This is a genomic window from Streptomyces cellostaticus (assembly GCF_001513965.1).
Lineage (GTDB): Bacteria > Actinomycetota > Actinomycetes > Streptomycetales > Streptomycetaceae > Streptomyces > Streptomyces cellostaticus.
This window is the reverse complement of record NZ_KQ948021.1, coordinates 287459-308316: the sequence shown is the minus strand read 5'-3', so window position 1 is coordinate 308316 and position 20858 is coordinate 287459. Positions and strand designations below refer to the sequence as shown.

At 72.3% G+C, this 20858-nt stretch carries 15 protein-coding genes; 2 read left to right on the top strand and 13 right to left on the bottom strand.

Annotation, left to right across the window (positions count from 1 at the left end):
* Nucleotides 1-8: 8 nt before the first annotated feature.
* The gene (locus tag AQI88_RS16380) at nucleotides 9-1313 is read right to left on the bottom strand and encodes a hypothetical protein (protein WP_066998924.1); all 1305 of its coding nucleotides are present in this window, start codon (nucleotides 1311-1313) and stop codon (nucleotides 9-11) included.
* Between the two features lie 832 nt (nucleotides 1314-2145).
* Between AQI88_RS16380 and AQI88_RS16375 the strand changes: the two genes are divergently transcribed.
* Together AQI88_RS16375 and AQI88_RS16370 are read left to right on the top strand one after the other, a co-directional pair.
* A complete protein-coding gene (locus tag AQI88_RS16375; RefSeq protein WP_244184155.1) occupies nucleotides 2146-3081 on the top strand; it encodes a quinone oxidoreductase family protein in 936 nt (311 codons plus the stop codon).
* Nucleotides 3082-3175: 94 nt separating this feature from the next.
* A complete protein-coding gene (locus tag AQI88_RS16370) occupies nucleotides 3176-3979 on the top strand; it encodes an IclR family transcriptional regulator domain-containing protein (RefSeq protein WP_066999195.1) in 804 nt (267 codons plus the stop codon).
* A gap of 34 nt (nucleotides 3980-4013) precedes the next feature.
* On the opposite strand, the gene AQI88_RS16365 is transcribed toward AQI88_RS16370, so the two are convergent.
* From AQI88_RS16365 to AQI88_RS16310, 12 genes are all read right to left on the bottom strand, one after another.
* The gene (locus AQI88_RS16365) at nucleotides 4014-4301 is read right to left on the bottom strand and encodes an acyl carrier protein (protein WP_066998918.1); all 288 of its coding nucleotides are present in this window, start codon (nucleotides 4299-4301) and stop codon (nucleotides 4014-4016) included.
* Nucleotides 4298-5296 carry a beta-ketoacyl synthase N-terminal-like domain-containing protein gene (locus AQI88_RS16360; RefSeq protein ID WP_079057600.1) on the bottom strand — a complete coding sequence of 333 codons (999 nt, stop codon included), beginning with the start codon at nucleotides 5294-5296 and terminating at the stop codon, nucleotides 4298-4300. The genes AQI88_RS16365 and AQI88_RS16360 overlap by 4 nt, the downstream gene beginning before the upstream one ends.
* Nucleotides 5293-6459 carry a beta-ketoacyl-[acyl-carrier-protein] synthase family protein gene (locus AQI88_RS16355; protein WP_066998915.1) on the bottom strand — a complete coding sequence of 389 codons (1167 nt, stop codon included), beginning with the start codon at nucleotides 6457-6459 and terminating at the stop codon, nucleotides 5293-5295. The genes AQI88_RS16360 and AQI88_RS16355 overlap by 4 nt, the downstream gene beginning before the upstream one ends.
* A 235-nt stretch (nucleotides 6460-6694) precedes the next feature.
* On the bottom strand, nucleotides 6695-7279 hold the full coding sequence (locus AQI88_RS47040) for a phosphopantetheine-binding protein (RefSeq protein ID WP_066998912.1): 585 nt from the start codon (nucleotides 7277-7279) through the stop codon (nucleotides 6695-6697).
* Entirely contained in the window at nucleotides 7236-9008 is a 1773-nt protein-coding gene (locus AQI88_RS16345) for a type I polyketide synthase (protein ID WP_066998910.1), read from the bottom strand. The genes AQI88_RS47040 and AQI88_RS16345 overlap by 44 nt, the downstream gene beginning before the upstream one ends.
* The gene (locus tag AQI88_RS16340) at nucleotides 9005-10156 is read right to left on the bottom strand and encodes an adenine nucleotide alpha hydrolase family protein (protein WP_066998907.1); all 1152 of its coding nucleotides are present in this window, start codon (nucleotides 10154-10156) and stop codon (nucleotides 9005-9007) included. Before AQI88_RS16340 ends, AQI88_RS16345 begins: the two co-directional genes overlap by 4 nt.
* Nucleotides 10157-10213: 57 nt before the next feature.
* A complete protein-coding gene (locus AQI88_RS16335; protein ID WP_208615799.1) occupies nucleotides 10214-13714 on the bottom strand; it encodes an amino acid adenylation domain-containing protein in 3501 nt (1166 codons plus the stop codon).
* A 20-nt stretch (nucleotides 13715-13734) separates the two neighbouring features.
* A complete protein-coding gene (locus AQI88_RS16330) occupies nucleotides 13735-15300 on the bottom strand; it encodes a succinic semialdehyde dehydrogenase (protein WP_079057599.1) in 1566 nt (521 codons plus the stop codon).
* Between the two features lie 3 nt (nucleotides 15301-15303).
* Nucleotides 15304-17067, bottom strand: a complete 1764-nt coding sequence (locus AQI88_RS16325) for an AMP-dependent synthetase/ligase (protein WP_066998901.1) — start codon at nucleotides 17065-17067, stop codon at nucleotides 15304-15306.
* Nucleotides 17064-17876: an SDR family NAD(P)-dependent oxidoreductase gene (locus AQI88_RS16320; protein WP_066998899.1), complete on the bottom strand. Its 813-nt coding sequence runs from the start codon at nucleotides 17874-17876 to the stop codon at nucleotides 17064-17066. The genes AQI88_RS16325 and AQI88_RS16320 overlap by 4 nt, the downstream gene beginning before the upstream one ends.
* Nucleotides 17864-19456 (bottom strand): aldehyde dehydrogenase family protein, encoded by a 1593-nt coding sequence (locus AQI88_RS16315; RefSeq protein WP_066998896.1) that lies wholly within the window; start codon nucleotides 19454-19456, stop codon nucleotides 17864-17866. Before AQI88_RS16315 ends, AQI88_RS16320 begins: the two co-directional genes overlap by 13 nt.
* Nucleotides 19457-19461: 5 nt before the next feature.
* On the bottom strand, nucleotides 19462-20826 hold the full coding sequence (locus tag AQI88_RS16310; protein WP_066998893.1) for a TrpB-like pyridoxal phosphate-dependent enzyme: 1365 nt from the start codon (nucleotides 20824-20826) through the stop codon (nucleotides 19462-19464).
* Between the last annotated feature and the right edge of the window lie 32 nt (nucleotides 20827-20858).

The following is a 20858-nucleotide window of genomic DNA, read 5'->3' as shown; positions in this document are numbered from 1 at the left end:
TGTGTCACCTATCCAGAAGGGGAGTACACCAGGTTGAGTTCTTCTCCGCCGTAGACGCTCTCGCACTCCAGGGCCCGGATGAGGCGATAGTCCGCCTCGACGGACTCCGGCTCGTTGCTGCTGAGGACGATCTCGGCACACCGGGCCGGACCGGTGACCGGGGCGTGCTGCCCCAGGAGGTCTGCGCTGACCGCGACCACCGTCGGCAGTCGGCGCAGAATGCGCCCGAGGCGCGGGTCGACGGCGTTGCCGCTGCTCCGCTGCAGGTGCACCCGGACGACCCGGTGACCGGCCGGGCCTCGATCGAGCTGCACGGGCGAGGGCGGGATCCAGGTGTCCAGTGCGTCCGTCACGCGGTCGTAGCCGGTTGCCATGCGCAGCGCCTCGTCGGCCAACGAGATCCCGGGCACCGCCAGTGCCGAGACGAGCAGCGGGCCCCGGCCCTCGTCGTAGGCGACGCGCGCGGTGACCGGACCGCGCATCACGCCCAGGGCGTCGAGCACGCGCAGCATGTACGCCGACAGAACGCGCGTCAGCGGTTCGTGATGGTGCAACAGGTCGGTGCGGTCCAGTGATCGGTCGCAGGAGCGCGTCTCGGCCCACACGTCGGTGATGACATGGTCGGTCTGCCCGTCCGGACCGGGACGGCTGACACTGTTGACGACGAACTGCCGGGCGGGCAGCTGCTCGGTGAGGACCAGACACGCGTCGTCGGAGTATCGGGCGGCCGCTCGCATCATGGCAGGCCAGGCGGTGTTGATCTGCCTCTCCCCGCCGCAGGCCACCGGCTCGACCGGTAACCCGGCCGCAGCCGGGGCCAGCACGTAGCCGGGCAGGGGGCAGGACTTGGCCCAGGCCAGGACCTCGGCCAGATTCGTGCTGCGGATGCCACGAGGTGCCTCTATCCCGACGCGCGCCAGGACGGCCGCCTGTACGCCACGGTCGTAGCGCAACCGCGACGTCTCAGGATCGCCTTGGGGCAGGCCCAGATGCCAGGCGATCCGATCCGCCAACTCGATGCCCGCCGCGCTCCCGGCGACGACGGCCGACACACCCAGCCCCCGCAGCCTTTTGACCGTCTGACGCAGGGATCCGCGATGCTCCACCGAGTCCGCGCAGGCGCCTGCCCCGCGCGCCACTGCGAGTGCCGACAGCCGGTGCCGGGTGTCCAGTTCGACGGCCACGGTTCGCCAGCCCTGCCGCGCGAAGGTCTCCGCGTGGCAGGAGCTGTCGTAGGGGGCGACGATCGCCACACTGCCCGCGGCGGCTTCGAACCGGGGAGCGACGACGGGTGCGGCGGAGGTGATGGCCATGAGAACGGGCTCCAGGACGGAAGATGTGTCAGGGCGATGGGTGGCCGGGGCCGGACATTCGCAGACTACGAGGACCAGATGCGCGCGCGTCCCGGAGAGTTGGCTTCAGGCACTGAGGGAAGAGGGGGGCCGAGCCGCGGCGTCCGGTGAACACCGGCTGCCGTGGTCGGAGGGGGCGTGAACGAATCCGTTCGGCGTGCCCCCGGGGACGGCAGCACGTCAACGCCCGAGGACCGCCGACGTCGGGACACCCCTGGGTCGCAGAGCCGACGACACGGCCCACCACTGGGCTTGGCCCGGTCAGGCAGGGGAGGAAGCATCTGCTCGGGTGTTAAGGAAGAGGCCATGAGAAGCACGGCGTCCTCGACGGCCCGGGCCGGCTCCCCTGGGCGAGGGGGACAAAGGGGCACAGCAGCCTCCTGCATGAGGTGAACACCCAAGGGCTTGGGTTGGTTCGGTCTCTGGTGGTCCCGAGGTTGGTCCCCTCAGTTCCTCGCCGGGTCCTGGCCTGGGCCGATGAGTCTTTCCCCTCCTCCCGTGCTGCCGACCGCCCCGTAGTGGCCTCGGCTGCGGGGGAAGTGTCTGGCAGAGCGAGGCGGCATCACTATGTCTCTCTGAAAGGGTAAATGCAACCCATGGATTTCAATTCTCATCTCGCGAGAAGTTCAAGATTAAAGCTTCTCGTCGAGTGAGAAATGGGCAGTCATTTCTCACCTCGTGAGAAAGATGTATGAGGCAAGGTGCCCAGGTGGGGGCCGTTGCGGGGGATGCCCTAGCCTGTCGTGGTACACATCCGTCCCGCGTCGATAGGAGTACTGTGCGCGCCATTGTCATGAGGGAATTCGGCGGCCCCGAGGTTTTGCGGCTGGAAGACGTTCCCGACCCCGAGCCCGCGCGCGGACAAATCCTGCTGGACGTGCGGCTGGCGGGTGTTAACTATGCAGATGTCCATGTTCGCGGAAATACCTACCTGGCGCCGGTGGAACTGCCGTACATCCCCGGCAACGAGGTCGTCGGCACCACCGTGGACGGCAAGCGCGTCGTGGCGCTGACCCAGGGCGGCGGCTACGCGCAGAAGGTGGCCGTTCACCGCAGACTGCAATGGGAGATCCCCGACGAGGTCAGCGACGAACAGGCGGTGCCGCTGGCTCTGCAGGGGAACAGCGCCTACCACCTCCTCTTCACCGTCGCCCAGATCATCAAGGGGCAGACCGTCGTCATTCCCGCCGCGGCCGGCGGCGTCGGCTCGCTGGCCGTTCAGCTGGCACACCGGGCAGGAGCCCGGGTCATCGCTCTCGCCGGCACGGACGAGAAGCGTCGGCTGGCCTTGGAACTCGGGGCGGACGCAGCCGTCGACTCCTCCGACGAGGACGGCCTGACGGAGCGGATCCTCGACGCGGCAGGAGGGCCCGTTCACGCCGCGTTGGAGATGACCGGCGGCAAGACACTGCGGGGGACCCTCGACGCGGTCGGCCCGCGCGGCAGGCTCGTGGTGTACGGCTTCGCCGGCGGGCAGCTCGCCGACGTCCCCGTGCACACGCTGCTCCAGAAGTCCGTCACTGTCGCCGGCTTCTGGCTCCCGCACCTGTACACCGACCGGACGCTCCCGCTGGCAGCGTCCATGAGGCAGCTCTTCGACGCCGTCGGCAACGGCACGCTGAAGATCGTGACCGGCGGGACCTATCCGCTTGCCGACGCGGCCAAGGTGCACCACGTCCTCAACAACCGCACCGGCATGGGCAAGTTCAGTCTCGATACCTCCGAGTAATAATCTAGTGCCGTACCGTACGCGGTGGCACCAGGGCCGTGTACCACCGTGCTCCAGGAGGAGGGGCGCGGGCACGATGAAGGAGGTACGGCTGATGAGTGGACAGCGTGGAACCGGGACCAGCTACGCCGACCGCTTCATGCGGGTGCAGCAGGCGTTCATCACCTTGGGCCCCGGTGCCCACCGGCTGTCGGAGATCGCCAAAACCGCCGATCTCGACGACTCCACCACCGGCCGCATGCTCACCGCCGGAACCTACAACAGCACCTTCGTCCGCATCGACCGAGGCCTGTACCAGCTCGGCAGTACGGTCGCCGACCTGGGGCTCCACGCGCTCTCCGAAGACAACCTCTCCGGCGGCGAGGCCGCACATGTCCTGCAAGGCCTGCGCAAGGCGACCGACAGCGGCCTGGTCTTCCTCTACATGAGGGCCCCGTTCGGCATAGCGGGCAGACAGTGCCTGGACATGGCGGTGGGGGATTCCGACCTCGTGGAGCTCGGAATGACGCCGCGTGACGTCCTCTCGGTCACGCGGTCGCTGCGCACCGGCGCCTCGGGCCGGACGATCCTCGCCTACCTGCCCGAGCAGATCCAGCAGCGGGTGGCCGCCGATCCGGTCCCCGAGGAGGCCGGTCCCGGCGTCATCCGTGACGGCGACGAGCTGCTCGCCTCCCTGGCCGACATCCGTGACCAGGGTTACGCCCTGGGATACCAGGAGTGCATGGCGAAGTGGAACTCCGTCGCCGCCCCCGTCATCTGGGACGGCGCGATCTGGGGCGCGGTCCTGATGCTCAAGCCCATGGACGTCATGCCGGAAGCTCCCCAGCACTACATCTATGCCACCATCACGGCGGCTGCCAGGCTCAGCCAGCTCGGCGGAGCCTGGCCGGCCGACTGATGTCAGCCGCGCATGGAGAGCTCGCGGGGCGAGGTCACAACCGTTCCGGAGCCGGCAGGTCCGTCTCGGTGAGCAACGCCGTCAACAATCGGTGAGCGCTGTGCAGGGAGGTGGCCCGGCGCAGGTCGGCCTCGGTGAGGCGGACGCCGTACTGCACCTCCAGGGTGATCTGCAGCTCCAGGCCGATCAGGGAGTCGACGCCCAGGTCTTCGACGAAACGGGCGTCATCCGTGAGTTCGTCCAGGCTGAGTTCGAGGACATCCGCGATCGTGGCGCGCAGTTGCTCAAGGTCGACGACGGTGCTGTTGCTGGTGTCGGTCATACGGAGTCCCTTTTCTGGTCGGGTAGGTGGTGGGGCCGCAGGAGCGTCATGGCACAAGCGCCGTCCGGACTGGCGGTGACCACCAGATGGACGGTGCCCGGGCGAGCGAGGCCGTGGGCGACGTGCAGGACGGGCTGCAGGGTGCCGGCTCCGGCCGGGACGACGTCGAGGCGGGACCCCGACTGCCCGAGCCGGGCGGCGAGCGCCGTTCCGACGGGACTGGGATCGGTCACCAGACGGATGACCGGAGGGAGGGCGGAAGGCTCACCGAGGAGCCGGGTGACGGCCGCGGTGACCGTCCGCCCGGCGGCGGGTGACGCTGCCTCGGACGGAGGCAGGAAGAATGCGACCGTCCGGCAGCTGCCGTATCCGGTGGCGCCCCGGGCGACGGCAGCGGCGTGCGGTTCGAGGACGAGCACGGCCGCGCCCGCCTCGGATCGATCGTGGCCTGGCGTGTGCACCGGCAGCGGAGCCTCGGCCGAGCCGGCGAGCAGCAGGTCCGACCGGCCGGCGCGGACCGCCCGGTCTCCCGCGAGCAGCGCCTCCATGCCCGCGGTGCGCGGGGAGGTGAGGGTGAGGTTCCACCCCTTGACGCCATGCTCCATCGCGACCCGGCCGGCGAGTGTGTTGATGGAGAAGTACGGGGCCCGCGCCGGGCTCAGCAGGTCCGCGCCGGAGCCGGTGACCGTCTCGTCCATGGCATCGATCACGCTCGCGATCCCGCTGTTGGTGCCGAGCGCCAGGCCACGCCGGGCCTCCGGGACCCCGGAGAGCACCGGACCGGCGTCCGCAAGGGCCCGACGCGTGGCGGCGAGCAGGTAACGGGCCGCAGACGGCACGTACTTGTAGCCGCGAGCGCCGAGTTCCGCGGTCAGGTCGAACCAGGACTCCTCCGCTCCGGTCGCCGGCTCGCCGTCCAGGCGCAGCTTGGCCGGCTCGCAGCCCCAGGGCGAGACCACACCGATACCGGTCACCACGAGGTCGACGGCGCTCATGCGACTAGTCCTTCCGCTTCGCGGCCCGCCAGCAGCAGCGACACGTTGTTGCCGCCGAACGCGAAGGCGTTGACCATCACATGACGGCCGGTCAGCGGCACGCAGTCGCCCTGCGCCAGGTGGACCGCACAGGCCGGGTCCTGATCCGCGCCGAGCGCCGGGTTGGGCGGCACGGTCCGGCGGTCGAGGATGAGGGCGGCGGCGAGCGCGCCCAGAGCACCTGCGGCCCCAGCCGTATGGCCGATCAGCGCCTTGAGGCTGTATACGGGCAACCGGGCCAGTCGATCGCCGAAGACCGCACCGAGCGCCTGGCTCTCCACCAGGTCGCCCTGCGGGGTGCCGGTGCCGTGCGGCACGACACAGCCCACCGCCGAGGCCGGCACACCGGCCTCGGCGAGCGCCTCGCTCATCGCCCGCTGGATCTGCGTACCGTCCGGGGCCGGCGCGGTGAGGTGGTGCGCGTCGCAGCTCCAGCCGGAGCCGGCCAGCGTGGCGTAGTGGCGCACGGCGCCGCGCCGCCGAGCGTGGTCGGCCGACTCCAGGACCAGTACGGCCGCCCCCTCGCCGAAGACCGTGCCGGCCCGTTCCCGGTGGAACGGTCGGCAGGCGTACGGGTCGACGGCGCCCAGGCGGTTGAAGCACCCGAGAGCCACCCTGCTGTACGCCTCGGCGCCGCCGACGACCACCAGCTCGGCCTCGCCGGCCTGGATCAGGTCCGCCGCGATACCGAGGCCGAAGCCCCCGGCCGCGCAGGCGTTGCTCACGCAGGTTGCGGCGCCGTGCGCGCCGAGCGCGCTCGCGACGGTCGAGGCCACGGTGAAGGCGGGGGCGTACGGCCGGCCGGGGTTCAGCGGCCGCTCCCAGTGGTCGGCATCGCCGCCTCCGGTGCCGACGACGACCGCGGCACCCGCCAGCTGGTCGGCTGTCAGCCCGGCGTCGGCCACGGCCTCGCGAGCGGCGGCGAGGGCGAACCGGGTGGCGCGCCCCTCCGGGCCGGGCGCGACCGGGGCGAGATGGATCAGCGGCAGCTGCATCCGGGCGCCGGGGTCGGGCGCCCACTGGGGGCGGCCGGCCGGTGCGGCACGCAGGGCCTGCCAGATGGCGGGCACACCGGTGCCAAGGCAGCAGACGGCGCCCGCGCCGGTGATCAGGACCTGCGTCATCGTTCTCCCTCGCGTGGTTGCCGTAGGGGGTGGTCGGGTGCGTTCCGCACCGTCGAGGCCCGGCTGCGTTGCCGTGACGTCCGCCGGCACACGGCCGACGGACTCTGGGCACCGGCGCTCATCCGTCCTCCCAGGTGGCGGCGGCGGTGGTCGGGTGCGTTCCGCACCGTCGAGGCCCGGCTGCGTTGCCGTGACGTCCGCCGGCACACGGCCGACGGACTCTGGGCACCGGCGCTCATCCGTCCTCCCAGGTGGCGGCGGCCCGGTCGGCCAGCGCGCGGATCGTCGGAGGGTGCTCCAACGCGGACGGGACGGCGCGGTCCAGTGCGATGCCCAGGGTGGCGACGGCGTCAAGGAGCATCAGCGAGTCGGCACCGAGGTCGAAGAGGTTCTGGTCCACCCCGGGCAGAGCGTCGGACTCGAGCAGACCGGCAAGGTGCCGACGCAGGAACTCCCGCAGGATGTCGCTCCGTTCACCCGAGTCGGCCTCCTCGACCCGCCGCCGCAGGCTCGGCTCGGCCGGACCACCCGGCTCGATGTGACCGGACGGCGACTCCACCCAGTGCCGACGACGCTGGTACGGGTAGGTCGGCAGCGGCACCCGACGGCGCTGCTCCGGGCCGTAGCAGCCGGACCAGTCGACCTCGGCGCCGCACGTCCAGGCCAGCCCGAGCACGTCCAGCAGCACCTGGCCGGCCGACCGGGCGGCCGCGGACGACTCGAACCCGAGCGGGAGCAGTTCGGCTTCCTTGAGCATCGCGGCGACCGCCTGCCGGTCACCGGCCGCCGCGCCCGGCCGCAGCCAGCAGTCCGGATCCACTGCCTGGTCGCTCCGCAGCCAGCCCGCGCCGAGACTGACCGGCAGCCCCGGCTCGACGCAGGACACCGTGCCGCCGCGTCCGGCCGCCAGGGCGAGCGCCTGCTCCAGCCCGAACACCCCGGCCAGACAGCCCGCGACCAGCCCGCTGCGGCCCGGGCCGACCAGCGCACTCGGCCGAACCCCCGAGCAGCGCGAGGGCCAGTGCCGCGTCGCGGCCGTCCGTGCAGACCACTGCCCGCCGGTGCCGGTGCGGTCGGCGCCCCACGGCCAGCGTGTGCGCGACGGCGGCGAGGTCCACACCGGGCGCCTGCCGCAACTGCCGGGCCAGTGCGCCGGTGGCGCGCTCCAGGGCCTGCGGCGTCCGGGCCGAGACCAGCAGCAGCTCGGCCTCGCGCGGCGCGGCAGCCGCCGGCCCGGCGGGCGGCTCCTCCAGGACCACGTGTGCGTTCGTGCCGCCGACCCCGAAGGAGCTCACCCCCGCCCGCCGCGGTCCGCCCGCGTCCGGCCACTCGGCCGGCTCGGTGCCGACCCGGAACGGACCGGCCGCGAAGTCGATGTCCGGGTTGGGGGTGCGGAAGTGCAGGCTGGGCACCAGCGTGCGGTGACGCAGCATCAGCACCGTCTTGATCAGCCCGGCCATGCCGGCCGCCGCGTCCAGATGGCCCACATTGGTCTTCACCGACCCGAGCACCGTACGCCCGGCGCCGGTCGGCCCGAAGGCCCGGTTGAGCGCCGCCACCTCGATGGGGTCGCCCAGTGCCGTGCCGGTGCCGTGTGCCTCGACGTAGCCGATGGTCTCCGGCGGGCAGTCGGCCGCCCGCTGCGCCTCCCGGATCACCGCGGCCTGACGCTCGACGCTGGGGGCGGTGAACCCCGTCTTGGCCGAGCCGTCGTTGTTGACGGCCGTGCCCTTGATCACGGCGTGCACGGTGTCGCCGTCCGCCAGCGCGGCGGCCAGCGGTTTGAGCACCACGAGGCCGACACCACTGCCGAGGACGGTGCCCCGTGCAGCGGCGTCGAAGGCCCGGCAGCGGCCGTCGGGCGAGAAGATCATCCCGTCCTGGTGCACATACCCTTCGTCCTGCGGCAGCCGGACGTGGACCGCGCCGGCCAACGCCATCTCGCACTCTCCGGCGAGCAGGCTCAGGCATGCCTGGTGCACGGCGACCAGCGAGGTGGAACAGGCGGTGTTGACGGTGACGCTGGGCCCGCGCAGGTCCAGCTTGTAGGAGACCCGGGTGGTCAGGAAGTCCTTGTCGTTGGCGAGCATCAGCCGGTACCGGCCCAGGGCCGAGCCGCCGCGGTAGCGGTCCGCGAGGTTGGCGAGCAGGTAGGTGTTCAGGCCCGCACCGCCGAAGACGCCGATCTCCCCGGGATGGCCGACCGGGTCGTAGCCGGAGTCCTCCAGCGCGGCCAGCGCGCACTCCAGGAAGTGCCGGTGCTGCGGGTCGAGAAGCTCGGCCTCCTCGGGAGGGATCCGGAAGTGCTCGGCGTCGAACAGGTCCACGCCCGGCAGCAGCTGAGCAGCCCGCACGAATCCCGGCCGGGCCGGGTCGGCGCCGGCAGCGATGAGCTGCTCGTCGGTGAGGAAGACGGTGGCCTCCCGGCCGTCCCGCAGCAGCCGCCAGAAGGCCGCCACACTGTCGGCGCCGGGGAATCGGCAGGCCATGCCGATGACAGCGACATCGCAGTCCGCCGGGTCATGCTCCGGCAGGTCGTGGTCGGTCATGCCGCTGCCTCGGCAGTCCGCAGCCTGACGCCGAGTTCGGCCGCGGTCCTGCGCATGTCGAGGAAACTCGCCGCGAGAAACCGGGCGGCCTCGGCGCCGGCCCCCAACTCTTCGAAGATTCCGACGAGTTCACGCTGCTGCACGGCTGCGTCGCCGCGCCCTGCGGCAAGGTCCAGGACCACGGATTTCAACCGCTCCTCGATCCCCGGCAGGTCGGCGGCCCGGGGAAAGGCGATGCTGAAGGTCGAGCGCTCGTGGTTCTCGTTGCGCCGCACCGAGCGCCGGTGGCTGGCCGCGTTGAGCTTGTAGAACATGCAGTCCCAGTTCAGGTACGAGTAGTAGTTGAGCAGGGGGAAGAGCGTGCAGTGCGTCTCCAGTGGCGAGGAGGCGTACAGTCCCTTCGCGGTGAGTTCGGCCACCATCCGTTCGGGGTCGTACGCGTAGCGGTTCGCGACGAACGGGAAGATGATCCGCGGCAGTTCGTCGTCCTCGGCGAAGAGCAGCGTTTCCAGGTCGGCGCGGAACTCGGCGGAGAGCAGTCGTTCGCCGAAGGCCCGGTAGAAGCCGCGCACCACCTCGCGCACGTCGGACTCCATGGTCAGGATCTGCTGCGGGTCCGCGCACAGCACGATGTACGGGATCCGGTGCAGGAAGGCATAGCGGATCGCCCGGATCACGAAGAAGCTGCGGCAGGAGACGCACGGCAGCTTCTCGTCCAGGTATGTGCCGGGCTTCACGGCCGGCCGGTTGAGGACCTCCCGGAGCACCGTCTTGATGCCTGCGTCGTCCGAGTCGATGACGAAGGTCGCCGGAATCCGCTCCCGGGCCAGCCGGATGTTCTCAGCGGCGTGCGTGCTCTCGAACGGCACGTCGAAGGTGTAGGAGAGGACGCGCCTGCCGTCCTCGTTGACGAACTTGTCCAGCAGGTAGGTGCTGTCCTTGCCGCCGCTGTACATGAACAGGCAGTCGTAGTCGCCGTGCGGATTCGGGCCGCTGCGGGCGAACTCCTCGAACACCCGGTTGGTGTAGGCGAAGTTGGCCAGGAGATCGCCGGCGACATCGAGCCGGCACAGGCTGCACACGCCGTCGTCGCCGAGCGCGACGCCGGGATGGCTGTCCTTCAATGCGCAGATCGTGCACAGGGCCATGGTCGAAGTCCTTTCGTGGGCGGCGACGCCGCAAGCAGCCTGTCTGTCTGGAGCCGGTCAGCGGCCGCGGCGCCGACGCAGCTCGCCGAGCACGGAGCGCGTGGCCGCCGGCCGTGGTGCCTCGGGCGCCGGCCGTGGCGCGGCAGGTGGGGCCAGACGTCTGGCCAGCGAGCGGACCGTCGGGTAGGCGAACATCTCCACTCGGGTCAGCGGGAGCAGCACCTGCGTCCGCAGCCGGGCCATGACGCGCATGAGCAGCAACGAAGTGCCGCCCACTTCGAAGAAGTTGTCGTCGAGCCCGACCCGGTCCAGCCCCAGCACTTGCTGCCAGACCTCGGCGATCGCCCGCTCCGTGCGGTCGGCACGGTCGGGTGCGGCGACCGCCGGCGCGGACGGGGACGGCAGCGCTGCGCGGTCGGTCTTTCCGTTGGCGGTGCGCGGAATCCGGTCCAGCGCCACGAAGGCCGAGGGGATCAGGTAGTCCGGCAGGCCGGCGGTGGCCAGGTGGGCGCGCAACTGTCCGGCCGGGGCGGGAGTGCCGTGCGGAACCAGGTAGGCCACCAGCCGCTCCTCGCGCAGCACGGCCACCGCCTCGGACACGCTGGGGTGATCGCGCAGCGCGGCCTCGATCTCGGCCGGCTCGATCCGGTAGCCGTGCAGCTTGAACTGGTGGTCGGCGCGGCCGAGGTAGGCGAGGCGGCCGTCCGTCAGCTGCCGTACCAGGTCGCCGGTGCGGTAGAGCCGGTACGGCACGTGCGGCACCTGAACGAACCGCTCGGCCGTCAGCTCCGGCCGGCCGAGGTAGCCGGCCGCGACACCGTCACCGCCGATGTACAGCTCGCCCGCCACGCCCGGCGGCAACGGCCGCTGGTCGGCGTCCAGCACATGGAACGTGGTGTTGGCGATCGGCGGTCCGAGCAGGGGCCGTTCACCGGGTTGTACCCGCGTGACGGAGGACCAGATCGTCGTCTCGGTGGGCCCGTACAGGTTCCACAGCCCGTCACCTCGGCGGAGCAGCTTCTCGGCGAGGTCGGCCGGCAGCGCCTCGCCGCCGCAGAGCATCCGCAGCGGCTGTCCGGGCCAGCCTGCCTCCAGCAGCATCCGCCAGGTGGCGGGGGTGGCCTGCAGGACGGTCGGGCGGCTGCGCTCGAGCAGCTCGCGCAGTTGGAAGCCGTCCGCCGCGACCTCGTCCGGGGCCAGCTCGACCTGTCCGCCGGTGGCCAGGGGGACGAACAGCTCGAGAGCCGCGATGTCGAAGCAGACCGTGGTGACCGCCAGCAGCCGGTCCCGCGAGGTGAAGCCGGGGTTCACTGCCATCGCGCAGACCAGGTTGGTGAGCGAGCGGTGAGTGATCCGTACGCCCTTGGGCCGGCCGGTGGAACCGGAGGTGTAGATGACGTAGGCGTCGCTGTCACCCGGCACACTGGCGCCGTCCTCGGGGGTGCCGTCCTCGGGGGTGCCGCCCTCGGGGGTGCCGCCCTCGTCGTCGGCCGGCCGGGGCGGCTGCGCCACCACCAGCTCGACTCCCGTCGCCGGCAAGCCGGGCGCCAGGCCGGGGTCGGTGACGAGCAGGACCGGCGCCGCGTCCTCGATCATCCCGGCGATGCGGGCAGGCGGATACAACGGGTCCAGCGGCACGTACGCGGCGCCGGACTTCAACACCGCGAGCAGCGCCACGACGAGTTCGGGCGTTCGAGCGAGGTACACCCCGACCCGCCGCCCCGGACCGGCGCCGCGCGAGCGCAGCCGGCCGGCCAGCTCGCTCGACCGGCGGTCCAAGTCGCCGTAGGTGACGCTCTGTTCGCCGCAGATCACGGACGGGGCATCGGCCCGCAGCCGGGCCTGCCGGGCGATCAGGCGGTGCACACCGGTGTCGGGCGGGACGTCGGTCGCCGTTTCGTTCCAGCGCGCCGCAGAGCGCCGGATCTCCTCGGTGCCCAACGGGAGTTCGGCAGGACGCGCCTGCGCCAACGCCGTCAGCTCGCGCAGGAACGCGGCCGCGTACCCGGCGAGCGCTTCGTCTGCACCCAGCCACACGCAGCGGTCCGTTCCCACCCGGATCAGCAGGGAGCTGCCGACCGGCAGCTCCAGTGGTCCGTCGTCGGCGAACTCCAGGGCGATGGGCAGCCGGGGGAGCCGGCCACGCAACTGCGGGCAGCGGAGCCACAGGTCGTAAGGGAAGGGGCCGCGCTCATGCGCCGCCCGAAGGAGGTTGGTCGTCTCGGCGTGCAGCTCCGTGTCGCTCCGGACGCCGAGCTGCGGCAGCCGCAGGGGGATCCAGTCGGCGTACAGTGCGTCGACCACGGGGTGGCCGGTGCCCGGGCCCCGCAGGCGCAACCGGACGTCGGTGCCGGGCGCCGCACCGAGCCGGACCAGGAACGCGAGCAGCGCGGTCAGCAGCCATGTCCGTCGCTCGTCCTCGGCACCGGACAGCCGGGGCGGCACCGGCACCACGGTGGGGGTCACCGGGCCCGGCGCGCGAAACGGCAGGTCGGCCGGGTCCAGGCCCGCCAGTCGCCGGAGCCAGAACGGCTCGGCGCGCAGGCTCGCCGCCTCGGCCCGCTCAGCGGCCGCCAGTATCCGCCTCTCGGCGGGTGTGAGGCGGCTGCCGGGCCGCACCCCGCGGGCCGACAACTCGGCTGCGGTGAGCGGTTCCCCGTGCACGGTGTGCAGACCGGACAGTCGCACCGGCCGCCCGTCCGCGACGACCGTGAGCGTGACCGTGCCCTCGGCCGCTGCGTCCGTTCCCTCCTCGGAACCGGCATCCGGGCCGACCGCCAGGACCGTGCCGCACACGGCTCGCGTCGGCTTTGACAGCGGTGTCAACTCCCGCACCACCACCGCTTCGCCGCCCAGCAGCGCCTTCGCAGTGCCGAAGCCATTGGGATGCGGCCCGAAGTCCGCCGCCCGCACCGCCGCGGCCAACTGCCCGGCCGGCCGGTCCCAGCACAGGAATCCCGCGCCGGGCGGCCGGTCGAACCGGCCGTGGTAGCTCCGTCCGGCCGGGTCCTGCGCACGGCGGCGGACCGTGCCCTGTTCCAGAGCCTGGACCAGTTCACCGAAGGTGTCGATCCCCGCCGCCAGGCACTTCAGGTTGAGCGTCGCACTCGTTTCGGCCGCCGCGACGGGCACCTCGCGGCTCACCAGCACGTCTCCCCGGTCGGCCTGGTCCGTCATCAGATGCCAGCTGACGCCGTGCATGCGCTCGCCTTCCAGGATCGCCCAGGTGGTGGCGTACCGGCCGGCATGCCGCGGCAGCGGACCGTCGTGGAAGTTGACCGCCAGTCCCTGCGGCAGTGCGAGCACCTCGGACGGCAGCAGCCGCAGGTTGACGACGCTGAACAGATGGTCGAACGGCTGCGCCGTCAGCCACGGCACCAGTTCCGGGCCGAACCCGGTGGAGGCCAGGCCGGTACGCTCCGCCCAGGTCCGGATCTCGGGATCGGGCGACACCACGCCGCGCACCCGGTGACCGCGCTCCAGCAGCAGTTCGGTGCAGGCGGCCACCATGGCACTCTCGCCGACCAGCACGCAGCCGAAGCGTGTGGGGGGCGGCACGGGTGCGTTCCTGACGTCGGTCATCCCAGCCCCAGCCTCGTCATCGTCCTGGCCAGTGTGGTCAGCAGCTCGGTGTGGCGCTCGGCGCCGGTTCCCGGCCGCGGGTCGAAGACGTTCGTCCGCGCCCGGGCCACCACCTGGCAGTCGGTGTACTGCAGCAGGCCCGTGGCGCCGTGCCGATGACCGATGCCGGACTCCTGTCGGCCGCCGCTGGGTGCGTCGTACGAGACATAGGCCGCGCGGAATCCCTCGTTGACGTTGACCGCGCCGACCCGCAGGCGGGTGCCGAGCGCATGCGCCCGGGCCGGGCTCCGGCTCCACACCGAGGCGTTCAGGCCGTACGGGCTGTCGTTGGCGAGCGCCACCGCTTCCTCCTCGTCCCGAAAGGCGCGTACGCAGACCACCGGGCCGAAAGTCTCCTCCCGGTGCACGGCCATCTCCGGGGTCACCCCGGCCAGCACGGTCGGTTCGTAGAACAGCGGGCCGATGTCCGGGCGTTCGCGCCCGCCGCACAGCAGCCGGGCGCCCTGGGCCAGCGCGTCCGTGACATGGGTGTGCACCCGGTCGAGCTGGCGGCGCGAGGTGAGCGAGCCCAGGTCGGCGCCGAAGTCGAAGCCGGCGGACAGTCGCAGGGCGGCGACCCGCCCGAGGAAGCGGGCCACGAAGCGGTCGTGCACCCGCTGGTCGACCAGGATCCGCTCCGCCGACATGCACAGCTGTCCGGCACTGGAGAAGCAGGCGCGCACGGCGCCGGCTGCGGCCCGGTCGAGGTCGGCGTCCGCCAGCACCAGCAGCGGGTTCTTGCCGCCCAGCTCCAGCATGCAGCCGATCAGCCGCTCCGCTGCCAGGCCGCCCAGCGTCCGCCCTGCCGCGGTGGATCCGGTGAAGGCCAGGTGGTTGGCCCGGGTCAGCAGAGCGGGGCCCAGTTCGGCGGGTTCGCCGACCACGATCTGCCACAGCTCGGCGGGCAGCCCCGCCCGCACACACTGCTCGCGCGCCCACAGCGTGGTGCAGGCGGTCTGGGTATCGGCCTTCTGGACGACCGCGTTGCCCGCCAGCAGCGCCGGGACGACGTCGGTCACGGTCAGGCTGAGCGGGTAGTTCCATGGGGTGATCACGGCGACCACGCCCTTGGGGTGGCGCAGCTCGCGGACGGAAGTCAGCAGCGGCAGGATCCCGGCCCGGCGGCGCGGGGCCAGCAGTCCGGGGGCGCGGCGGGCGTAGTAGCGGCACACACCGGCGGCGTCGATCACCTCGTCGAAGGCGTGCAGCCGGGCCTTGCCGGTCTCCCACTGGAGCAGGTCGAGAGCCTCGTGCCGCCGGTCGAGCAGCAGGCCGTGCAGCCGGCCGGCGATCCGGGCGCGGTGGGTGGCCGGTCGCGCGGCCCAGTCGGGCTGGGCCGCGCGGGCCCGCTCGAAGGCCCGGGCCACGTCCGCAGCCGTGCTGCCCGGCAGGCGGGCGATCACGTCCAGCGTGAACGGCGCGCGGGGGCGGAGTTCCGGTCCGCTGCCGGACAGCTGCGCGGCGAGACGGGCGGCTGTCCCGACCGGCGGCGCCGACCGGACCTGGCTCGTCAGGGGCGTCATCGATCAGTCCTCACCGGAGTTCTCGTCGCCGTCCTCCCGAGGGGTCCGGCCGCCGCCGGCGTACAGGTCGTCGACCAGGTCCCGGTACCGCGCCAGAATCTGCCGGCGCCGTGGCTTCAGCGTCGGGGTCACCAGGCCGGACCGGGGTGTCCAGTCCTCGTCCACCACGGCGAACCGCCGGACCCGCTCCGGCCGCGACAGCCCGCGGTTCGCCCGCGCCAGGCCCTCGCGGACCCGCTCGATGCGGCCCGCCGGATCCCCCTCGCCCACGGCGCTCAGCGTGACCAGCGCGACGAGGTGCGGGCGGCCGTCGCCGATGACGCAGATCTGGTCGATCAGCGGCTCCTCCGCCGCGATCCGCGCCTCGATCCGGGACGGTGACAGATTCCTGCCGTAGCCGGTGACGATCAGGTCCTTCTTGCGGCCGGTGATCCGCAGCGAACCGTCGGCGTCCAGCTCCCCGAGGTCACCGGTGCGCAGCCACCCCTGCGGGTCGAGCGCGGCCGCGGTCTCCCGCGGCCGGCCCCGGTAGCCGGTCATCAAGGTACGGCCGCGGACCAGCACCTCGCCGTCGGATGCGGTGCGCACCTCCACCTCCGGCAGCGGCGGGCCGATCCAGCCGGGCCGGTGCCTGCCCGGTACGGTCACGCATGCTGCCGCGCACAGTTCGGTCATGCCCCAGATCTCGCCCATCGGCAGGCCGAGTGCACGCAGGAAGCGCATCGTCTCCTCGCGCACCGGAGCCGCGCCGACGTGGACGAAGCGTGCCGCGTCCAGCCCGAGCAGGGCCCGCACCGGGGCGAGATGGGTCTGATCCAGGCGCCGGTACTCGTCCGTCACGTCGTGCACGCCCGTGGTCAGAGCCTCGCCGAGCTCCAGCGCCCGCAGCGCGCCGCGCCGGAATTCCGACGGTGCCCGGTCGAGTTCGGCGAGCAGCCGGGTGCGCAGCTTCTCCCAGATGCGGGGTACGGAGAACAGCCAGTGCGGTCGGACCTCCGGCAGTACCTCGAAGAGCCGATCCGGCGTCTCGCAGCAGGTGACATCGGCGCCCAGCACCATCGGCAGGTAGTGCGAGCAGCAGCGCTCGGCGATGTGCGCCATCGGCAGGTACGAGACCAGCCGGGCGCCGGCCGGCAGGGGCACCCGCTCCAGGAAGGCACGGCCGGCCGCCCGGACGGCCGCGTGGCTGAGCTCGACCCCCTTGGGCGGACCGCTGGTTCCCGAGGTGTAGACGACGGTCAGCAGATCCTGCGGACGGGGCCGGTGTCGCTGCGGAGCCGCGCCTGAGCCGAGCAGTGCGGCGAGCCCGTCGGTGTCGCCCACCACGACCAGCTCCCGCAGCCCCTTGCACTCGGCCAGCAGCCGCTCGGCCCGGCCGCGCTCGGCCTCCGCGCAGACCAGCACCGCTGCCCGGGAGTCGGTGACCAGGTAGCGCAACTCCTCGTCGGGGGAGGTGAGGTGGAAGGAGCAGGTGGTCACCCCGAGCGTCATGGCGGCCGCGTCCACGACGTGGAACTCCGGCCGGTTGCCGAGCAGCAGGCCGATCGTGTCGCCGGCCCGCAGCCCGAGGCGGGCCAGTCCGGCGGCGCAGCCGCGAGCGGCGGCCCGGTACCGTGCCCAGCTGTACGCCTCGCCGCCCGTCGTGCGCAGGGCCGGCAGCTCGGCGCAGGCTTCGGCCGTCAGCTCGAACGCGTCCACCACGGTCGGCGCGTCCAGCGCCCGGGCCAGGTGCCCTGCGGGGACGCCGGCGGCTGTGGTCGCTGTCATCGGGGCGCTCCCAGGGCGCTGGGGGACTCGGGCAGGTAGCGGTACTCCAGGGCGGCGAGCGCCAGTCGCAGCCGGGGCGCCGCCACGCCCAGCAGCTCGCCGAGCGTGCCGAGCGGCGTGGAGACGCGGGGCTTGCGGGTCACCAGGGCCGTGCAGATCATCCGCGCGGCCTGCTCCGGGGTGAGCGCGGGCAGCTTGGCGAACGCCGTGGTGGGGGCGCTCATCCGGGTGCGCACCAGCGGCAGGTGGACCGTGCTCACCGCGATTCCCTCGCGTCTCAGTTCGGGGGCCAGTGACTGCCCGAACGCCTCGATCGCGGCCTTCGACGGGTTGTAGGCGGTGAACCGTGACATGCCGAGCTGCAGCCCGATCGTGGCGATGTTGACGATGTGGCCGCCCCCGCGCTCGCGCATCCCGGGGAGCAGCCGCAGCGTCAGATTGACCGCGCCGAAGTAGTTGACGGCCATCGTCCGGCGGTAGTCGTGCGGCCGGTCGACCGCGAGGGCGGCGCCGCGCCGGATCGACCGACCCGCATTGTTGACCAGGATGTCGATCCCGCCGTGCGCCGCCAACTCGTCGGTGAGGGAGGTGAGTTCGTCGCCTTCGGTGAGGTCTGTCGGGAAGATCCGGACCGGAGTGCCGGGCGGGACGGCGCGCGCGGTCTCCTCCAACGCCTGGCGGTCGCGGCCGAGCAGCGACAGTTCGGCGCCGGCCGCGCCGAGCAGGACGGCCAGCCGGCGGCCGATCGCGCCGGAGGCGCCGGTGACCAGCACCCGGCGGCCGCCGACCCGTGCGCTCAGCCCCCGCACGGCGAGCCCGGGGCCGTGCCTGGTGCGCTCTTGGCCACGGCCACGCCTTGCAGGTGGGAGGTGCGCAGGATGGGGTAGTTGAGCTCGCCGAACGGGCCGCCGGTGCGGCCGGTGCCGCCATGCGTACCGAGGTAGGGGACGAACCCGATGTGCGAATCGTTGACTTTCAGCAGCCCGGCGCCCACGACCTCGCGGGTGAACGCGTCGATCACCTTGTCGTCGGCGGACCAGAGCGAGTTGCGTAGTCCGTAGTCGTTCTCGTTGATGAACTCGATGACGGTGTCCAGCAGTTCGCCCTCGTCCCGTTCATCGGGGACCACCACGGCGAGCAGCGGGAAGAAGGTCTCCTCGCGCACGGCCCGGACCCGGCGCGCGTCGCGCAGCCCGTCCACCCGTACCACCGTGGGTTCGAGGAACGTCCCGGTCAGCGAGGGGCGCCCGGTGACGTCCAACCGCTCGCCGCCGCACAGGACTCGGCAGCCGTGCTGCCGGGCGTCGGCCAGCACCTCGTGGAACCGGTCGCTCTTGAGCACCGGGCTCAGCAGGACCTCCGGGTCATCGGGGTAGCCGGGCCGCAGTGCGCGGCACCGGGCGGTGAGCCGGTCCAGCAGCTGCTCGGCGATGTCCGGGTGGATGATCGCGCACTTGGGCACCATGCAGATCTGCCCGGAGCCGTAGAAGCACTCCAGCAGCGCCTCCACGGCGCCGTCCGGATCGGCGTCGTTCCACACCACCAGGCAGTCGTTGCCGGACAGTTCGAGCACCGGCTTCTTGCCGTGGGTGACGCACTTGTCGCCGAGCTCCAGGCCTACGTCGCTGTCGCCGAAGAACATGATGTCGTCGACGTGCGGGCTCGTCAGCCACTGGCGCAGCATCGGCCGGGTCGCGCCGGAGACCAGGTTGACGGTTCCCGGCGGCGCGCCCAGCTCGTCCAGGATCGGGGCGACCAGCTCCCGGTAGATGAAGGCGACGCCCAGCGGTGCGGTGCGCGGTGCCTTCACCACCAGCGTGTTCCCTGCGCCGAGTGCGCCGGTGCCCAGGAAGGAGTTGGCGGCCGCCGCGTTCTGCGGCGGGTTGAGGCAGACCACTCCGTCGGGCTTGCGCAGCAGGGCCAAGGAGTGGCCGGGGCTGTCGAAGCGTTGCTCCAGCTGGCTGCGGTAGAACGCCACCGTCTCGGCGCTGGTGGCCGTCAGCATGCCGGCGATCTCCCACTCGGCCAGCCGGCGCGGGTGGCCTTCCCGGACCAGGATGTCGAGCAGGTCGTCGTAGCGGGCGGTCAACGCCGTGTGCAGCCGCGGGCCGAGCTTCATCCGGGTGTCCAGATCGGTGCGGGCCCATGCGCGGCGGGCCGTGTGTGCCGCCTGCAGCGCGTCGGTCACGTCCTGCGGGCTGCTGAGCGCGACCCGGCCGACGATCCCGGTGGTGTCGCCCTCGGGGGTGTCGCCGCCCGCCAGCTCCAGCTTGCGTTTGCGGGTGAACGAGGCGCGCGGATCGGCCAGGAAGGCGCCGGCGTCCAGGCAGTAGGTCCAGCCGGTGCCGGAGCGGTCCTGGCCGCCGATGTACTGCGGGTAGGAGTACATCGCGGTCACCGTCCGGCCAGGTGGGCGAGTGCCGGATCGCCCGCGGCGAGCGTGCACTCGTACGGCTCCGGCTCCGCCATCTCGCCGGCGTTGTACGAGCCGTAGGCGCCCAGGTCGAGCAGCCCGTGCCCGCTGTAGCAGAAGACGATCACGGCCCGGCGCCGCTGTCGGCGGCAGTCCTCGGCCAGCTCGATCGTGGCCCGGACGGCGTGCGCGGTCTCCGGGGCGGGCAGCAGCCCGTGCAGCCGGGCGAAGAGTGTGCCGGCCTCGAAGACCTCCTTCTGGGTGTAGGCGCGGGCGTCCAGCAGATCCTCGTGGCGCGCGAGCCCGACGAGCGGAGCCGCGCCGTGGTAGCGCAGGCCGCCGGCGTGGATCGGCGGCGGGACGAACTCGTGCCCCAGCGTGTACGTGCGCGTCAGCGGGCCGAGGCCGCTGGCGTCCGCGAAGTCGTAGCGGTACTCGCCCGCGGTCAGGGTCGGGCAGGCGGCCGGCTCGGCGGCCAGGATGCCGATCTGCGCCCCCGCCAGTTTGTCACCGACGAACGGGAACGCGAAGCCGCCCAGGTTGCTGCCGCAGCCCACCGACGCGACCAGGAAGTCGGGCTGCTTGCCGATCTCCTCCAACTGCTCGCGGGTCTCCAGGCCGATCACCGTCTGATGCAGCAGCACGTGGTTGGCGAAGGCGCCCATCGAGAACCGGTCGCCGGGGTTGCGTCGCACGGTCTCCAGCGCCTCGCTCACGGCGGTGGCCTCGGAGCCGGGGTGGTCGGGTGCGGCAGCCAGCAGCGCGCTGCCGAAGTCGGTGTGCGGCCCGGGGCTCGGCAGCACCTGCTGCCCGAAGGTCTCCATCAGGTGCCGCCGGTACGGTTTGCCCTGGAAACTGGCCCGGACCATGTAGACCAGCGCCTTGATCCCGAACAGGCTGCACGCCAGGGAGAGCGCGCTTCCCCATTGGCCGGCCCCGGTGTCCGTCACCAGCCGGTCGACGCCTTCCAGACGGGCGTAGTACGCCTGCGCCAGCGCGGAGTTGAGCTTGTGCGAGCCGGAGGGGCTGGAGCCCTCGTACTTGAAGTAGATCTCCGCCGGGGTGTCCAGGTGCCGCTCCAGTGCGGTGGCCCGGAACAACGGCGTCGGCCGCCAGAGCCGGTAGGCCGCGCGGACCTCCTCGGGGATGGTGATCCACCGGTCCGTGGAGGTCTCCTGAGCGACCAGCGCCTTGGGCAGCAGCCGTTCCATGAACTCCTGGTCGACCGGTTCCCGGGTCACCGGGTGCAGGTAGTCATCGAGGCCGCGCGGCAGATCGGGGAGTACGTTGTACCAGCGCTTCGGGATCGCCGAGACCGGGAGGTCGTACCTCTCCAGGGAAGTCACGGGAGGTGCTGTTCCTTTCGCTTCGGCGCACT

Excerpts from the sequence above, each read along its gene's own strand:
- AQI88_RS16380 (WP_066998924.1), bottom strand. The coding sequence starts at position 1,313 with ATGGCCATCACCTCCGCCGCACCCGTCGTCGCTCCCCGGTTCGAAGCC.
- AQI88_RS16375 (WP_244184155.1), top strand. The coding sequence starts at position 2,146 with ATGAGGGAATTCGGCGGCCCCGAGGTTTTGCGGCTGGAAGACGTTCCC.
- AQI88_RS16370 (WP_066999195.1), top strand. The coding sequence starts at position 3,176 with ATGAGTGGACAGCGTGGAACCGGGACCAGCTACGCCGACCGCTTCATG.
- AQI88_RS16365 (WP_066998918.1), bottom strand. The coding sequence starts at position 4,301 with ATGACCGACACCAGCAACAGCACCGTCGTCGACCTTGAGCAACTGCGC.
- AQI88_RS16360 (WP_079057600.1), bottom strand. The coding sequence starts at position 5,296 with ATGAGCGCCGTCGACCTCGTGGTGACCGGTATCGGTGTGGTCTCGCCC.
- AQI88_RS16355 (WP_066998915.1), bottom strand. The coding sequence starts at position 6,459 with ATGACGCAGGTCCTGATCACCGGCGCGGGCGCCGTCTGCTGCCTTGGC.
- AQI88_RS16345 (WP_066998910.1), bottom strand. The coding sequence starts at position 9,008 with ATGACCGACCACGACCTGCCGGAGCATGACCCGGCGGACTGCGATGTC.
- AQI88_RS16340 (WP_066998907.1), bottom strand. The coding sequence starts at position 10,156 with ATGGCCCTGTGCACGATCTGCGCATTGAAGGACAGCCATCCCGGCGTC.
- AQI88_RS16330 (WP_079057599.1), bottom strand. The coding sequence starts at position 15,300 with ATGACGCCCCTGACGAGCCAGGTCCGGTCGGCGCCGCCGGTCGGGACA.
- AQI88_RS16325 (WP_066998901.1), bottom strand. The coding sequence starts at position 17,067 with ATGACAGCGACCACAGCCGCCGGCGTCCCCGCAGGGCACCTGGCCCGG.
- AQI88_RS16315 (WP_066998896.1), bottom strand. The coding sequence starts at position 19,456 with ATGTACTCCTACCCGCAGTACATCGGCGGCCAGGACCGCTCCGGCACC.